This is a genomic window from Martelella mediterranea DSM 17316, from assembly GCF_002043005.1.
Classification (GTDB): domain Bacteria; phylum Pseudomonadota; class Alphaproteobacteria; order Rhizobiales; family Rhizobiaceae; genus Martelella; species Martelella mediterranea.
Genome location: NZ_CP020330.1, coordinates 781,609 through 795,359, shown reverse-complemented (window position 1 = coordinate 795,359; position 13,751 = coordinate 781,609). Strand labels below are relative to the sequence as shown.

Below are 13,751 nucleotides of genomic sequence, written 5' to 3'. Positions count from 1 at the left end.
CGCGGCGCGGAAGCGCGAAACAATGGTGGGCGCCATTGGCGGCGCTCATCCCGGAATGCGAAGATCGGACAGGACAATGACCAAGGCACTTTCTCTCGACACTCTCAAGGACCACGCCGACAAGGCGGCCGTGCCGACCTATGCGCGCGACGATCTTTCGCCGGGCATTGTCCATTTCGGCGTCGGCAATTTTCACCGCGCCCATCAGGCGGTCTATCTGCACGAGCTCTTCAACAAGGGCCGCGATCACGACTGGGCGATCATCGGCGCGGGCGTGATGCCGGGCGACGCGAAGATGCGCGACGTGCTGAAGGGCCAGGATTTCCTGACCACGGTGGTCGACCAGGAGGCCCATGCCAGCAGCGCCACCATTACCGGCGCGATGATCGACATGATCGCGCCGCCGGATTTTGACGCCATGATCGACAGGCTCGCCGATCCGGCGATCCGCATCGTCTCGCTGACGGTCACCGAGGGCGGCTATTTCATCGACCCGGCGACCGGAAAATTCGACCCCAAACATCCGGCAATCGTGGCAGACGGCAACAACCCGGATCAGCCCAAGACCGCTTTCGGCCTGATCATTGCCGGGCTGAAGAAGCGCCGGGCGGCGGGCGTTCCGGCATTTACCGTGATGTGCTGCGACAACATTCCCCATAACGGCGCGGTCACCAAAGCCACTGTGGCCGGCCTTGCCGAACTCTCGGACCCGGATTTCGCCGGCTGGATCCGGCAAAACGTGGCCTTCCCCAACGCCATGGTCGACCGCATTACGCCGGCCACCGGCGAACGCGAGCGCAGGATCGCCGCGGAGGAATACGGCATCGCCGACAACTGGCCGGTGTTCTGCGAGGAATTCAGGCAGTGGGTGCTGGAGGATGATTTCCCGCTCGGCCGTCCCGCGCTGGAAGAGGTCGGCGTCACCTTCGTCGAGGATGTCAGCCCCTACGAGATCATGAAGCTCCGGATCCTCAACGGCGGCCATGCCGCGATTGCCTATCCGGGTGAGCTGCTCGACATTCACTTCGTGCACGAGGCGATGGAGAACGAGCTGATCGCCGCCTTCCTCGAAAAGCTCGAAAAGGACGAGATCATCCCGATCGTGCCGCCGGTGCCCGATACCGATCTCACCGACTATTACGAACTGATCGCGCGGCGTTTCGCCAACCCCAAGATTGGCGACACGATCGAGCGGCTGGCGCTCGACGGCTCCAACCGCCAGCCGAAATTCGTGCTTCCCTCGACCGCCGCTCGGCTGGAGAAGGGCCTCGACGTCACCGGTCTGGCACTGGTTTCGGCGCTGTGGTGCCGCTATTTCGAGGGCACGTCCGACAGCGGCCGCAAGATCAGGTTCAATGACGAGGCGGCCGACCGGCTTCATGCGGCGGCACTTGCCTCGCGGGAAAAGCCGACCCGTTTCCTTGAAGAGCGTGATATCTTCGGCAGCGTTGCCGACAATCCGCAATTCGTGAAGCGGTTCACAGGCGCGCTGGAAAGCCTGCGCGCGCACGGAACCGCTGAAACACTGAAGCGCTATATCGACGGCGACCTGGAGTAACGCCGCAATCAGGAGCCATATGCCCGCAAAGCCGCTCATCATTTTCGATTGCGACGGGGTGCTGGTCGACAGCGAACCGATTTCGCTCGCGGTGTTGAGGGAGGCGCTCGCCACCGAGGGCATCAGCATCTGCGATGAGGATGCGCGCCGGCTTTTCCTCGGCCGCTCGCTCGCAACCATGCTTGCGATCGTCAAGGACGATTACGGCGCGACCCTCGGCGACGGGTTTCTGGAAGGGCTGCGGCGCGATCTCTATGCCCGCTTCCGCGCCGAACTGAAACCGACACACGGCATTGCGGCGGCCTGGGCCGAGCTGGAGGCGGCGGGTTACGCGTTTTGCGTCGCCTCCAGTTCCCAGCCCGAACGCATCCGGCTTTCGCTCGAGATCGCGGGGCTTCTGCCACTGTTCGCGCCGCCGATCTTTTCCGCTTCGATGGTGGAAAATGGCAAGCCCGCGCCCGATCTCTTCCTCTTCGCCGCGGGCCGGATGAACCGGCAGCCGGAGGAATGCCTGGTGATCGAGGACAGCGCGGCGGGCATTTCCGCTGCGAAGGCGGCGGGCATGCGGGTCTTCGCCTATCTCGGCGCCACCCATGCCCGTTCCCCGGGCTATCGCGATCAGATTGCTGCGCTTCACCCCGACCTAATGTTTGACGCCATGGACAATCTCGTCCAACGTGCGGCAAAAGTCTGACGGAAAATCAAGGGTAGGAGCGACCGGGATGCGCGATCATGTGATTGCGGTCGATGTCGGCACGGCGAGTGTCAGGGCGGCCGTGTTCGACGCTGCGGGCGCGATGCTTGCCCGCGCGTCCTCTCCGCTGCGCCTGAAACGCCCGGCGCCCCGACGTGGCGAATATTCCTCCGAAGACATATGGCAGGCCACAGTGGAGGCCGTGAAGGCGGCCCGCGCGGCAGCCGGTATCGCGGCGGAGCGGATTGCCGGCCTTGCCTTCGGCGCCACCTGCTCGCTTGTGCTTCTGGACCGCGACGGGCGGCCGCTGACGCTTTCGGAAGACGAGACCGGCACCTTCGACACCATCGCCTGGTTCGACCACCGCGCCGCCCAGGAAGCGGCCGAACTCAGCGGTTTCGACCATGAGGCCGTGCTCCATTCCGGCGGTTCGGTCTCGCCGGAAATGCAGGTGCCGAAACTCGTATGGCTGAAGCGCAACCGCCCGGAACTCTGGGAACAGGCCGGCGGCATCTTCGATCTCGCCGACTACCTCACCTTCCGCGCCACCGGCAGCGATCGCCGCTCGCTCACCACGCTTTCGGCCAAATGGTTCTATCGCGGCGATCACGTCCTTCCCTGGCCGCTCGGTCTTCTGGAACAGGCCGACCTCACCGATCTGCGTGAAAAGGCGGGAATCCCGGAATTCATTCTGGTGCCGGGCGATGCCGCGGGTCGGCTGACGGCGATCGCGGCCAGCGATCTCGGTCTGGACGGCGAGGTAGTGGTCGCGGCAGGCCTGATCGACGCCTATGCCGGCGCGCTCGGCGCTCTGCCGCCGCCGGACCGCAAGGCCGATGGCGAACTGGCGCTCATCGGCGGGACGTCGAGCTGCATCGTCGGCTATGAAAACCGGCCCGTCTTCGCGCCAAGCCTCTGGGGGCCTTATTTTTCCGCGCTCTACCCGGCCCGATGGTTGTTCGAGGCGGGCCAATCGGCCACCGGCGGCCTGCTCAACCACCTGCTGGAGGTCCACAGCGCCGGCGGTACTGCCACCGAGGAACAGCACGGAAGGGTGATCGCCCGGATCGAGGAAATGCTGCAAAAGCGCGGCCCGGGCTTTGCCGACGGGCTCGATATCCTGCCGGATTTTCACGGCAGCCGCTCACCCTTCGCCGACGCCTCGATGACCGGCATGGTCGCCGGGCTGACGCTCGACGGCAGTTTCGACGGGCTCTGCCGGCTCTATTGGCGCGCCTCGGTGGCGATCGCCCTGTCGCTCCGCCAAATCCTTGCCCTGCTGTCCGAGAACGACATCGCCGCCACAAACCTGCATCTGGCCGGCGGCCACAGGCGCAACCCGCTTCTCACCCGGCTTTACGCCGATGCCACCGGCCTGCCGGTGCTCGTCTCGCCGACCGAGGACGTCGTCCTGCTCGGTTCCGCCATCCACGCCGCAACCGCCGCGGGTCTTGCCCCCGATCTCGGAGCGGCCGCGCGCGCCATGCAGGCGACGCCGCTGGAGATCGCACCCGATCCCGCACTCGCGGATTACTACGCCCGCCAGTATCGCCGGTTGGAAATCCTGCAAGCTTGTCGGGAGGCTTTGAAGCAGGTCTCCGGATAAGCAGATTCCAAAATCCTTCTCGCATTTTGACCCGCTCTTCAAGGTTAATTTTTCCTTGACCTTGCGCCCCCCGGTTGCGACACGTGATTCACAGGCAATGCTCGATATGATCAGGAGTGGGGACTGAAAATGAAGTATACATTCGTGAAACTGACGGGCACGGTTGGGCTTGCCGCAATTGCGGGGTGCAGTGGCGGGGGAGGCGGAGGACCGGTCATCGCCCAGGATCCCGGAATTTCAATTCAGACTCCTCCTCCATCTGTCGATCCGGGTTATTATCAGGACGGTGAACCCCGAAAAGACACCGGGGAACCTTCGAACGCGACTGGATTTGCTGCTGTTTCGGCCTATCCGAAAGATTGGGAAAGTGGCAGTTCCAGAGCGTTAATTCAGACAAAAGACGATGGTTATGTCTCCATAAAGATTGCCGCCGGCCCTCTGGCAGGACAGGAGTTCATCTTGCCGCCTCTTTCGCCCGATGGGACCAGCGATGCTGCATCCGAATATATGCGAGTCCTCAGCGAAGATGGACAGCCACTTGTAGCGGTGATTGATGCGGAAAGGGGCAACTATCCTGACTCTTTTTTATACGCTTATCGATTCACGGAAGGTCTGACCGAAAACATGCCGGTTAGCGGCAAAGCCAAATATCAGGGAACTGCATTTGGTTACAGCGCCGTTTCATTTGGCACCGTTAGCTCCCAGGAAGGGACTTTTTCGGCTGAGGTCGATTTTGCTTCGTCCTCGTTGCAGGGGAATATCTCCACAGGGGGCAGAAATGCCCAGTTCGATGGCGCAATTACAGGCAGTACCTTCAGTTCGGACAGCCTGCCGGCAGGCTCAAAAGTTGAAGGAGCATTCTATGGCGATAACGCCTCGTCGATGGGAGGCACTTATCTCTTCAATGGTGACAACGAAATGATCGGTGGGTTCACGGCAAGTCGCGGACCTATCCAACCGTAAACTCCAGCCACAGAAAGACATAAACAAACCTTTATGTCTTTCTTGCCAGTTTTCGCCAAGGCTGATACGAACGGAACAGATGAACAGGCAAATTGCGGGTGCCGGTCGCGCTCGTCCTGCCGAAATGTTTCCGGAGTTTCAGATGAGCACCACAAACGACTATCTCGTCGCCGATATCGCGCTGGCCGATTATGGCCGCAAGGAAATCGACATCGCCGAAACCGAAATGCCGGGCCTAATGGCCGCGCGCGCGGAATTTGGCGAGAGCCAGCCGCTGAAGGGCGCGCGCATTTCCGGCTCGCTGCACATGACGATCCAGACTGCCGTGCTGATCGAGACGCTGACGGCGCTGGGCGCCGAGGTCCGCTGGGCCTCCTGCAACATCTTCTCCACACAGGACCATGCCGCCGCCGCGATCGCCGCCGCCGGCATTCCGGTCTATGCCGTCAAGGGCGAGACGCTTGCCGAATACTGGACCTATACCGACCAGATCTTCCAGTGGGCCGATGGCGGCCAGTCCAACATGATCCTCGATGATGGCGGCGACGCCACCATGTATATCCTGATCGGCGCGCGCGCCGAAGCCGGCGAGGACGTGCTGTCCAAGCCCGGTTCCGAGGAAGAGGAAGTGCTGTTCGCGCAGATCAAGAAGCGCATGGAAGCCTCTCCCGGCTTCTTCACCAAGCAGCGCGAGGCCCTTCTCGGCGTTACCGAGGAAACCACCACCGGCGTCAACCGGCTCTATCAGCTTGCCAAAAAGGGCCAGCTCCCTTTCCCGGCGATCAACGTCAATGATTCCGTCACCAAGTCGAAATTCGACAATAAATATGGCTGCAAGGAATCGCTGGTCGATGGCATCCGCCGCGCCACCGATGTGATGATGGCCGGCAAGGTCGCCGTCGTCTGCGGCTATGGCGATGTCGGCAAGGGCTCCGCCGCCTCGCTTTCGGGCGCCGGCGCGCGGGTGAAGGTCACGGAAGCCGATCCGATCTGCGCGCTGCAGGCGGCGATGGACGGCTATGAGGTCGTACTGCTGGAAGACGTGGTCGCGACCGCCGATATCTTCGTCACCACCACCGGCAACAAGGACATCATCCGCATCGAGCATATGCGCGAGATGAAGGATATGGCGATCGTCGGCAATATCGGCCATTTCGACAACGAGATCCAGATTTCCTCGCTGCGCAACTACACCTGGACCAATGTGAAGCCGCAGGTCGACATGATTTCCTTCCCCGACGGCAAGCGCATCCTGCTGCTTTCGGAAGGCCGTCTTCTGAACCTCGGTAATGCCACCGGCCACCCCTCCTTCGTGATGTCGGCCTCGTTCACCAACCAGGTGCTGGCCCAGATGGAAATCTTCCAGAACCACGCCAAATACGAGAACACGGTTCACGTTCTGCCGAAGCATCTCGACGAAAAGGTCGCGCGCCTCCACCTCGACAAGCTCGGCGCCAAGCTGACGGTGCTTTCGGAAGAACAGGCCGCCTATATCGGCGTGACGCCGGAAGGCCCGTTCAAGCCGGAACACTATCGTTACTGACGTCACCATATGCATTGGCCGCCTGCGATCAGGCGGCCTCAACCAAAGAAAAAGGCGGCCCCTCTCGGGAGCCGCCTTTTTCGATCAGTTTACGGCTTTCGCTCACCCCTCGAGCACGACCACCTTGGTGCGCTTGTCGGGGTCGACGCGGGCGTAGAGGTCGATGATGTCCTGGTTGATCATGCGGATGCAGCCGGAGGACACGGCCTGGCCGATCGAGGTCCAGTCCGGATTGCCGTGGATGCGGAACAGCGTGTCATTGCCGTTCTTGTAGAGATAGAGCGCGCGGGCGCCGAGCGGGTTCATGATGCCGGCATCCATGCCGCCGGCATATTCCTTCAGCTCGGGCTGGCGCTTGATCATCGCCTGCGGCGGATACCATGTCGGCCATTCGGCGCGGCGACCGATATAGGCCTCGCCCGACCAGCGGAAGCCGTCGCGGCCGACGCCGATGCCATAGCGCACGGCCTTGCCGTCTTCCAGCACCAGATAAAGCAGCCGCTGCTTGGTATCGACGATGATGGTGCCAGGGGCTTCATCCGTCTCGTAATTGATGATCTGGCGGCGATACTTGTCGTCGACCTGCGTAATCGGCACGCGCGGCAGGTCCACGCCATTGTCATTCGTGGCCGCATAGGCGGAGATCGGCGCCATCGTCGTCGACGAACTGTTCGTGGTGGTGCAGCCGGCGGCTGCGAGCAGGCTCGTCAGCGAGAGTGCCAGAAAAAGGGATCGAATGTGCATGGACGGTCTCACGGCGTGGAACAAAAGGTGATAATGGTCAATTGATAAAAGCTTATGGTTAAGAATTGGTTGCAACACAAGCTCTGGGTGATCGTTGGAGGAGCAAAGGCGCTCCGGGAAAGCAGCGCTGTTGTGAAAATGCATCGTATGAAAGGAAGTTCCATGGCGATTGTCGATCTGCATGGAAAAAACCCGACGGCGGACGGCCGCCAGTCGGATCGCGCCATCATGGTCCGTCGCGGCGTCCAGCATCTGCTGAAGCATATGCGCGTTTCCGCGATCGCCGAGATGACGCTTCGAAGCGGACGGCGGGCGGACCTGATCTGCCTTTCGGAAAAGGGCGAGATCTGGATCATCGAGATCAAGACCTCGATCGAGGATTTCCGCGTCGACCGGAAATGGCCGGAATATCGCGATTTTTGCGACCGGCTGTTCTTCGCCACCCATGCCGATGTGCCGCTCGAAATCTTCCCCGAGGATTGCGGCCTGCTACTGGCGGACCGTTACGGCGCCGAGATGATCCGCCCCGCCCCCGAACACAGGCTGGCGCCCGCCCGCCGCAAGGTGTTGACCCTCGCCTTCGCCCGTACCGCCGCCGATCGGCTGACCTATGCCGAGCTGGCGCTGGAAAAGCTGGAAGCGGAGGGCGTGGACGTCCGAATCTGAGAGGGTTTAAAGCGGCGGCGTGCCGTTGTCGGCGAGCGCATTGCCGGCGAAATAGAGCGAACCGCCGATCAGGATGCGCGGCGGCGGCTGATCGGCGCGCGCGCGCATGCAGATCGCGGCCAGCGCCTCGCCGATCGAGGAGACCGGCTCTGCGGAAAGCCCGGCATCCGCCGCCGAGGAGGCCAGCGCGACCGGATCGATGAAGGCCTCCGTGCCCCTGATCGGCGCGCAATAGACATAGGTCGCAAGCCCCGCGAAATGCTCGAAGAAACCGAACGGGTCCTTGGTGTTGATCATGCCGATCACCAGATAGAGCGGGCGCGGATCGCGCTCCTCGAACCCCGCCAGCGCCTCGGCGATCACCTCGCCGGCGCCGGGATTATGGCCGCCGTCGAGCCAGATTTCCGAACCCGCGGGCGCCGCTGTCACCAGGTCGCCCGTCGTCAGCCGCTGCAGACGCGCCGGCCAGAACACCGAGCCCATGGCGGTTTCGACGGCCTTTTCCTCCAGCGCGAAGCCGGCGGCCTTGACCGCCGAGATCGCGGCGGCGGCATTGGCATATTGATGCCGGCCCGGAAGCGCCGGCAGCGGCAGGTCCATCAGCCCGTCGCCATCCTGATAGACCAGCCGGCCATGTTCCTCATGGGCGGAGAAATCCTGGCCATAGACATGCAGCGGACAGCCGAGCCTGTCGGCGCTGGCGATCAGCACCTCTTCCGCCGCCTCATATTCCTGCTGGCCGATCACCACCGGCACGCCCGGCTTCATGATCCCCGCCTTCTCGGCCGCGATCAGCTCAACCCGGTCGCCGAGATAGGCCTGATGATCGAGCGAGATCGGCATCACCACGGAAACGGCTGGTTTGTCGATGATATTGGTGGCGTCGTAGCGTCCGCCCAACCCAACCTCCAGGATCACCACATCGGCCGGAATTTCGGCAAACAGAACGAAGGCCGCCGCCGTTAGCATTTCGAACACGGTGGCTTTCGCGCCCTCATTCGCCGCCTCGACCCGCCGCAGCGTCTCGGCCAGAAGCTGATCATCGACATAGCCGCTCGCCCCGCCCGGCCCGCCGATGCGGAACCGCTCGTGCCAGCGCACCAGATGCGGCGAGGAATGGACATGGACGGAAAGGCCCGAAGCCTCCAGCAGCGCCCGGCAGAAAGCGGTGGTCGAGCCCTTGCCATTGGTGCCGGCGATATGGATCACCGGCGGCAGGGAGAGATGCGGATTGCCGAGCTTTTCGAGAAGCACCCGGATGCGATCCAGCGACAGATCGAAGCCCTTGGGATGCAGCTGCATCAGGTGCTCGATCACGCGCTCGGCGGCGCCGAATGAGGGGTTATCCATGATTGATCCGATTCTGCGGGCCTATCCCGCCCGTGGCGTTCGCGCGCCCTTATCGTCCGCCGGAGGTGGCCGACCGGGAAGACCGCCGCCGCCTTGGGCCGCACGGGGTCTTCTCTGTCTTTCTCAGGCCTGCTGCGCCGGGGCTTCATCCGCGGCAAGCGCCGGTTCGGCTTCCGCCTGCGACGCATGCGGGCCTTCCAGAAGCCCGTGCGGGGGCGTTGCCGGCGCGCCGGTCATGATCTTCAAAAGCCGCGCCAGCGTTTCCGGCAGGTCATGGCGCTTGACCACCATGTCGACCATGCCGTGCTCCAGCAGATATTCCGCGGTCTGGAACCCGTCCGGAAGCTGTTCGCGGATGGTCTGCTCGATCACGCGGCGGCCGGCAAAGCCGATCTCGGCGCCGGGTTCGGCGATATGCAGGTCGCCGAGCATGGCGTAGGAGGCCGAAACGCCGCCGGTGGTCGGGTTGGTCAGCACCACCACATAGGGCAGGCCGGCATCGCGCATCATCTCGATCATCACCGTCACGCGCGGCATCTGCATCAGCGAGAGAATACCCTCCTGCATGCGCGCGCCGCCCGACGCCGGGAAGATCACCAGCGGGCATTTCTCATCGAGCGCGCGCTGGAAAGCCTGGATGATCGCCTCGCCGGCAGCCATGCCGAGCGAGCCGCCCATGAACTTGAACTCCTGCACCACGGCAACGAGCTTCAGCCCCTCAAGCGTGCCGAGACCGGCGAGGATCGTGTCTTCCTGATCGGTCTTCGCCCGGTTTTCCTTCAGCCGGTCGAGATATTTCTTGGAATCGCGAAACTTCAGCGGGTCCTGCGCCACTTTCGGCTGCGGCAGGTCCTCATAGGTTCCGTTATCGAACAGATCGGCGAGGCGCGCGCGCGCGGGCATCTTCATGTGATAGCCGGAAGACGGGATCACCCACTTGTTCTCTTCCAGATCGGTATGAAACACCATGGCGCCGGTTTCGGGGCACTTGATCCACAGATTCTCGGGCACCTCGCGGCGGCCGAACATGGAATTGATCCGCGGCCGCACGTAATTGGTAATCCAGTTCACCACATGAACCTCCTGAATTTCTTTGCCTGCCGTGTGCCAGATTTACTCGGCGGCTGCAAGGCGCGCGTCCCGCACCCCGCTTGAAAGGCCCTTCACGAAGGTCGAAACCGCGTCGACCGTGTCTTTGCCCGCCTTGCCATCGGCGGTCAGACTGCCGGCAATCTGGTTGACCAGCGCCGTGCCGACGACGACGCCATCAGCCGCTGCCCCGATCAGGCGCGCATGTTCGGCGGTCTTGACGCCGAAGCCGACGCAGACCGGCAGATCGGTATGCGCCTTGATGCGCGAAACGGCCTCGCCGACCTTCGAAGGGTCAGGCAGCGCCGAGCCGGTGATCCCGTTCATTGAGACATAGTAGACGAAGCCGGAGGTGTTTTTCAAAACCGCCGGCAGACGCTTGCCGTCCGTGGTCGGCGTCGCCAACCGGATAAAGTTCAGCCCGGCGGCGAGTGCCGGAATGCAGAGCTCATTATCCATTTCCGGGGGCAGGTCGACGATGATCAGCCCGTCAATGCCGGAAGCCAGCGCATCGGCGATGAATTTGTCGACGCCATAGATATAGATCGGGTTGTAATAGCCCATCATCACGATCGGCGTATCGGCATCGCTCTTGCGGAATTCTCTTGCCAGTTCCAGGGTCTTGGCCAGCGTCTGGCCGCCCTTCAGCGCCCGCAAGCCCGCCATCTGGATCGACGGGCCATCGGCCATCGGATCGGAAAACGGCATGCCGAGCTCGATCACGTCCGCGCCCGCCTTCGGCAGCGCCTTCATGATTTGAAGCGAGGTATCGAAATCCGGATCGCCGCCCATGAAATAGGTGATCAGCGCCGGCCGACCCTCGGCTTTCAGCGCGGCAAAGCGTTTTTCCATGCGTTCGGTCATACTCTACTCCGTGGCATCGTCGATGCGAAATAATCGGCGAGCGGTGCGCCGGCCATGGCGGTTGCCATGAATGCGCGCCGTTCGAAATCAATCACGCCCAGTTCCCATACGCAGGCCATCGGGCCGGGCGGGACGGGCGAAAAGTCGGGCGGCGTCATGCCGAGATCGGCGCGCCAGAGCCCGTGAGAGAGGATGCCGCCTGGAAGCCACCAGTGCATAAGCAGCCACCAGGCCTCCTCGCCGCGATGCAGCACCGCAAAACCGGCGCCAAAATTCGGCTTCGGCGCTACCGCCTGTCGCAGCACGGAAATAGCGGCTTCCAGCACATCCTCGCCGAATTCCGGGGCGCCCTCGGCCGCAATTCCGCTGAGCTTGATTGTGCCGTCATCCGTCTCGACCGATGTCAGATAACCGGCCTCTCGCGGGCGATAAAGCTCCGCTTCCGCCAGTGTTTCCGTCATGATCTTCCGTCCTATTCCGTTTCCTCATCCGACCACGCCGAAATCGCGGTGACCAGCGACTTGTGAACGGACTTCATGTTCAGCACGAGGCTGTCGATTTCGGCGGATGCATTGCCGCCGGAGGCGAGCGCGTTCAGCGCCGAGACCAGTTCGATGTTGAACAGGTTCTGATGCGCCAGCGCCTTGATCACCGCGGCGCGCACCTCGTTGTCGCCACTGTTCTCCTCCTCGATGATCTCGAACAGCGCTTCCGCCAGTTCCGACATCTCCTCGATCACATCCCCCCGGCTCATGCTCTACATCTCCATGCCGAGAATCTTGCCCACCGTATGCACGTCCTTGTCGCCGCGGCCGGAAAGATTGGCGAGGATGATCTCGTCCTTGCCCATTTTCGGCGCGCGCTTCATGATTTCGGCGATCGCGTGGCTCGCCTCCAGCGCGGGAATAATGCCTTCGAGCCGGGTCATGAGCTGGAATGCCTCCAGCGCCTCGTCATCCATGATCGGCACGTAGCTCACCCGGCCGATATCGTTGAGCCAGGAATGCTCCGGCCCGATGCCGGGATAATCGAGCCCGGCCGAGATCGAATGGCCTTCCTTGATCTGGCCATCGCCATCCTGCAGCAGATAGGTGCGGTTGCCGTGGAGCACGCCCGGCGCGCCGGCGGTGATCGAGGCGCAGTGCTCCTCGCCCGAAAGCCCCTTGCCGCCGGCCTCGACGCCGACGATTTTCACATCGGCGTCATCGAGGAACGGATGAAAGATACCAATCGCGTTCGAGCCGCCGCCGACGGCGGCGATGACGAGATCCGGGAGCCGGCCTTCAGCCTCCATCATCTGTTCACGCGCTTCCGTGCCGATCACGGCCTGGAAGTCACGCACCATTTCCGGATAGGGATGCGGGCCAGCGGCCGTGCCGATCAGGTAATAGGTATCCTCGACATTGGTGACCCAGTCGCGCAGCGCCTCGTTCATCGCATCCTTCAGCGTGCCGTGGCCGGCCGTCACCGGCTTCACCTCCGCGCCCAGAAGCTTCATGCGGAACACGTTCGGCGCCTGACGCTCGACATCGGTCGCGCCCATATAGACCACGCAGGGCAGGCCGAAACGGGCGGCGACGGTGGCAGACGCCACGCCGTGCTGGCCGGCGCCGGTCTCGGCGATGATCCGCGTCTTGCCCATGCGCTTGGCGAGCAGGATCTGGCCGATGCAGTTGTTGATCTTGTGCGAGCCGGTGTGGTTCAGCTCCTCGCGCTTGAAATAGATCTTCGCGCCGCCGAGATGTTCGGTCAGGCGCTCGGCGTAATAGATCGGGCTCGGCCGGCCGATATAATGCTTGCCGAGCGATTTAAGCTCCGCCTGGAAGGCCGGATCGGTCTTCGCCTTTTCCCACTCGCCCTCAAGGTCGAGGATCAACGGCATCAGCGTCTCGGCGACGAAACGGCCGCCGAAAATGCCGAACAGACCGGTCTCGTCGGGTCCGGATTTGAAGGAATTCAGCTTCGGGGTCTCGTTCACGGTCATTCTCCATCAGGCCGTTGCATAGGCAGCGTCAACGGCATCAAAAAAGGCATCGATCCGGGCGGCATCCTTCACGCCGGGCGCGCTTTCGACGCCCGAGGAAACATCGAGCCCGTGCGCCCCGGTTTCATGAAGCGCGGCGGCGACATTTTCCGCCGAAAGACCGCCCGACAGGAAATAGGGAATAGTCGGGCGCCAGCCGGCAAGCAAGCGCCAATCGAAGGTCACGCCATTTCCACCCGGAAGCGTCGCGTTTGCAGGCGGCTTTGCGTCAAAAAGCAGATGATCCGCGACACCGTCATAGTCATCAACCCGCGCGAGGTCTTCCGGCGCGCGCAGCGAAAACGCCTTGATCACCGGCAGGCCGAACAGCGCCTTGATGGTCATCACCCGGTCGGGCGTCTCATGGCCGTGAAGCTGCAGCATGTCGGGACGGGCGGCGTAGACGATCTCTTCCAGAAGCTCGTTGTCGGCATCCACCGAAACGGCAACCGTCTTCGCCCGGCCGCGCACATGGGCGATCAGGCCGGCGGCGACATCGGGCTCGACATGGCGCGGGCTCTTCTCAAAGAAGATGAAGCCGACATGGCTCGCCCCGCGACGGATGACGTGATCGATCGTGTCTTCGCTGCTGAGCCCGCAGATCTTGATGGCCGGACGTTTCATGGTCTGTCCTTAACATATCGCGAAAAA

The 13,751-nt window shown here is 62.7% G+C and carries 14 protein-coding genes; 6 read left to right on the top strand and 8 right to left on the bottom strand.

All coding sequences use genetic code 11. The features are described 5' to 3' along the window. The first annotated feature begins 76 nt into the window (after positions 1-76). From Mame_RS03615 to ahcY, 5 genes are all read left to right on the top strand, one after another. Positions 77-1,558 carry a mannitol dehydrogenase family protein gene (locus Mame_RS03615; protein WP_018067596.1) on the top strand — a complete coding sequence of 494 codons (1,482 nt, stop codon included), beginning with the start codon at positions 77-79 and terminating at the stop codon, positions 1,556-1,558. Between the two features lie 19 nt (positions 1,559-1,577). Next, the gene (locus tag Mame_RS03610) at positions 1,578-2,252 is read left to right on the top strand and encodes an HAD-IA family hydrolase (protein WP_018067595.1); all 675 of its coding nucleotides are present in this window, start codon (positions 1,578-1,580) and stop codon (positions 2,250-2,252) included. Between the two features lie 28 nt (positions 2,253-2,280). After that, positions 2,281-3,858 carry an FGGY family pentulose kinase gene (locus Mame_RS03605; protein WP_018067594.1) on the top strand — a complete coding sequence of 526 codons (1,578 nt, stop codon included), beginning with the start codon at positions 2,281-2,283 and terminating at the stop codon, positions 3,856-3,858. Between the two features lie 129 nt (positions 3,859-3,987). Beyond that, a complete protein-coding gene (locus Mame_RS26515; protein ID WP_155122019.1) occupies positions 3,988-4,821 on the top strand; it encodes a transferrin-binding protein-like solute binding protein in 834 nt (277 codons plus the stop codon). 142 nt (positions 4,822-4,963) lie between these two features. Next, positions 4,964-6,364, top strand: a complete 1,401-nt coding sequence (gene ahcY, locus Mame_RS03595) for an adenosylhomocysteinase (RefSeq protein WP_026173961.1) — start codon at positions 4,964-4,966, stop codon at positions 6,362-6,364. A 102-nt stretch (positions 6,365-6,466) separates the two neighbouring features. On the opposite strand, the gene Mame_RS03590 is transcribed toward ahcY, so the two are convergent. Beyond that, positions 6,467-7,108 (bottom strand): L,D-transpeptidase, encoded by a 642-nt coding sequence (locus Mame_RS03590; protein ID WP_018067591.1) that lies wholly within the window; start codon positions 7,106-7,108, stop codon positions 6,467-6,469. A gap of 162 nt (positions 7,109-7,270) precedes the next feature. Here Mame_RS03590 and Mame_RS03585 point away from each other — a divergent pair, with 162 nt between their 5' ends. Beyond that, positions 7,271-7,774 carry an MmcB family DNA repair protein gene (locus tag Mame_RS03585; protein ID WP_018067590.1) on the top strand — a complete coding sequence of 168 codons (504 nt, stop codon included), beginning with the start codon at positions 7,271-7,273 and terminating at the stop codon, positions 7,772-7,774. A 6-nt stretch (positions 7,775-7,780) separates the two neighbouring features. Here the strand turns inward: Mame_RS03585 and Mame_RS03580 are convergent, their stop codons facing one another. From Mame_RS03580 to Mame_RS03550, 7 genes are all read right to left on the bottom strand, one after another. After that, positions 7,781-9,124: a bifunctional folylpolyglutamate synthase/dihydrofolate synthase gene (locus Mame_RS03580; protein ID WP_018067589.1), complete on the bottom strand. Its 1,344-nt coding sequence runs from the start codon at positions 9,122-9,124 to the stop codon at positions 7,781-7,783. Between the two features lie 123 nt (positions 9,125-9,247). Next, entirely contained in the window at positions 9,248-10,195 is a 948-nt protein-coding gene (gene accD / locus Mame_RS03575; protein WP_026173959.1) for an acetyl-CoA carboxylase, carboxyltransferase subunit beta, read from the bottom strand. Between the two features lie 42 nt (positions 10,196-10,237). Continuing rightward, the gene (gene trpA, locus Mame_RS03570; RefSeq protein ID WP_018067587.1) at positions 10,238-11,077 is read right to left on the bottom strand and encodes a tryptophan synthase subunit alpha; all 840 of its coding nucleotides are present in this window, start codon (positions 11,075-11,077) and stop codon (positions 10,238-10,240) included. Next, complete coding sequence (locus Mame_RS27600; protein WP_018067586.1) at positions 11,074-11,538, bottom strand: hypothetical protein; 465 nt, start codon at positions 11,536-11,538, stop codon at positions 11,074-11,076. Before Mame_RS27600 ends, trpA begins: the two co-directional genes overlap by 4 nt. A gap of 11 nt (positions 11,539-11,549) precedes the next feature. Beyond that, on the bottom strand, positions 11,550-11,831 hold the full coding sequence (locus tag Mame_RS03560; protein WP_018067585.1) for a hypothetical protein: 282 nt from the start codon (positions 11,829-11,831) through the stop codon (positions 11,550-11,552). Positions 11,832-11,834: 3 nt separating this feature from the next. Further along, positions 11,835-13,055 carry a tryptophan synthase subunit beta gene (trpB, locus tag Mame_RS03555; RefSeq protein ID WP_018067584.1) on the bottom strand — a complete coding sequence of 407 codons (1,221 nt, stop codon included), beginning with the start codon at positions 13,053-13,055 and terminating at the stop codon, positions 11,835-11,837. Between the two features lie 12 nt (positions 13,056-13,067). Then, a complete protein-coding gene (locus Mame_RS03550; protein WP_018067583.1) occupies positions 13,068-13,724 on the bottom strand; it encodes a phosphoribosylanthranilate isomerase in 657 nt (218 codons plus the stop codon). Positions 13,725-13,751: the final 27 nt, after the last annotated feature.

Excerpts from the sequence above, each read along its gene's own strand:
- Mame_RS03615 (WP_018067596.1), top strand. The coding sequence starts at position 77 with ATGACCAAGGCACTTTCTCTCGACACTCTCAAGGACCACGCCGACAAG.
- Mame_RS03610 (WP_018067595.1), top strand. The coding sequence starts at position 1,578 with ATGCCCGCAAAGCCGCTCATCATTTTCGATTGCGACGGGGTGCTGGTC.
- Mame_RS03605 (WP_018067594.1), top strand. The coding sequence starts at position 2,281 with ATGCGCGATCATGTGATTGCGGTCGATGTCGGCACGGCGAGTGTCAGG.
- Mame_RS26515 (WP_155122019.1), top strand. The coding sequence starts at position 3,988 with ATGAAGTATACATTCGTGAAACTGACGGGCACGGTTGGGCTTGCCGCA.
- ahcY (WP_026173961.1), top strand. The coding sequence starts at position 4,964 with ATGAGCACCACAAACGACTATCTCGTCGCCGATATCGCGCTGGCCGAT.
- Mame_RS03590 (WP_018067591.1), bottom strand. The coding sequence starts at position 7,108 with ATGCACATTCGATCCCTTTTTCTGGCACTCTCGCTGACGAGCCTGCTC.
- Mame_RS03585 (WP_018067590.1), top strand. The coding sequence starts at position 7,271 with ATGGCGATTGTCGATCTGCATGGAAAAAACCCGACGGCGGACGGCCGC.
- Mame_RS03580 (WP_018067589.1), bottom strand. The coding sequence starts at position 9,124 with ATGGATAACCCCTCATTCGGCGCCGCCGAGCGCGTGATCGAGCACCTG.
- trpA (WP_018067587.1), bottom strand. The coding sequence starts at position 11,077 with ATGACCGAACGCATGGAAAAACGCTTTGCCGCGCTGAAAGCCGAGGGT.
- Mame_RS27600 (WP_018067586.1), bottom strand. The coding sequence starts at position 11,538 with ATGACGGAAACACTGGCGGAAGCGGAGCTTTATCGCCCGCGAGAGGCC.
- Mame_RS03560 (WP_018067585.1), bottom strand. The coding sequence starts at position 11,831 with ATGAGCCGGGGGGATGTGATCGAGGAGATGTCGGAACTGGCGGAAGCG.
- Mame_RS03550 (WP_018067583.1), bottom strand. The coding sequence starts at position 13,724 with ATGAAACGTCCGGCCATCAAGATCTGCGGGCTCAGCAGCGAAGACACG.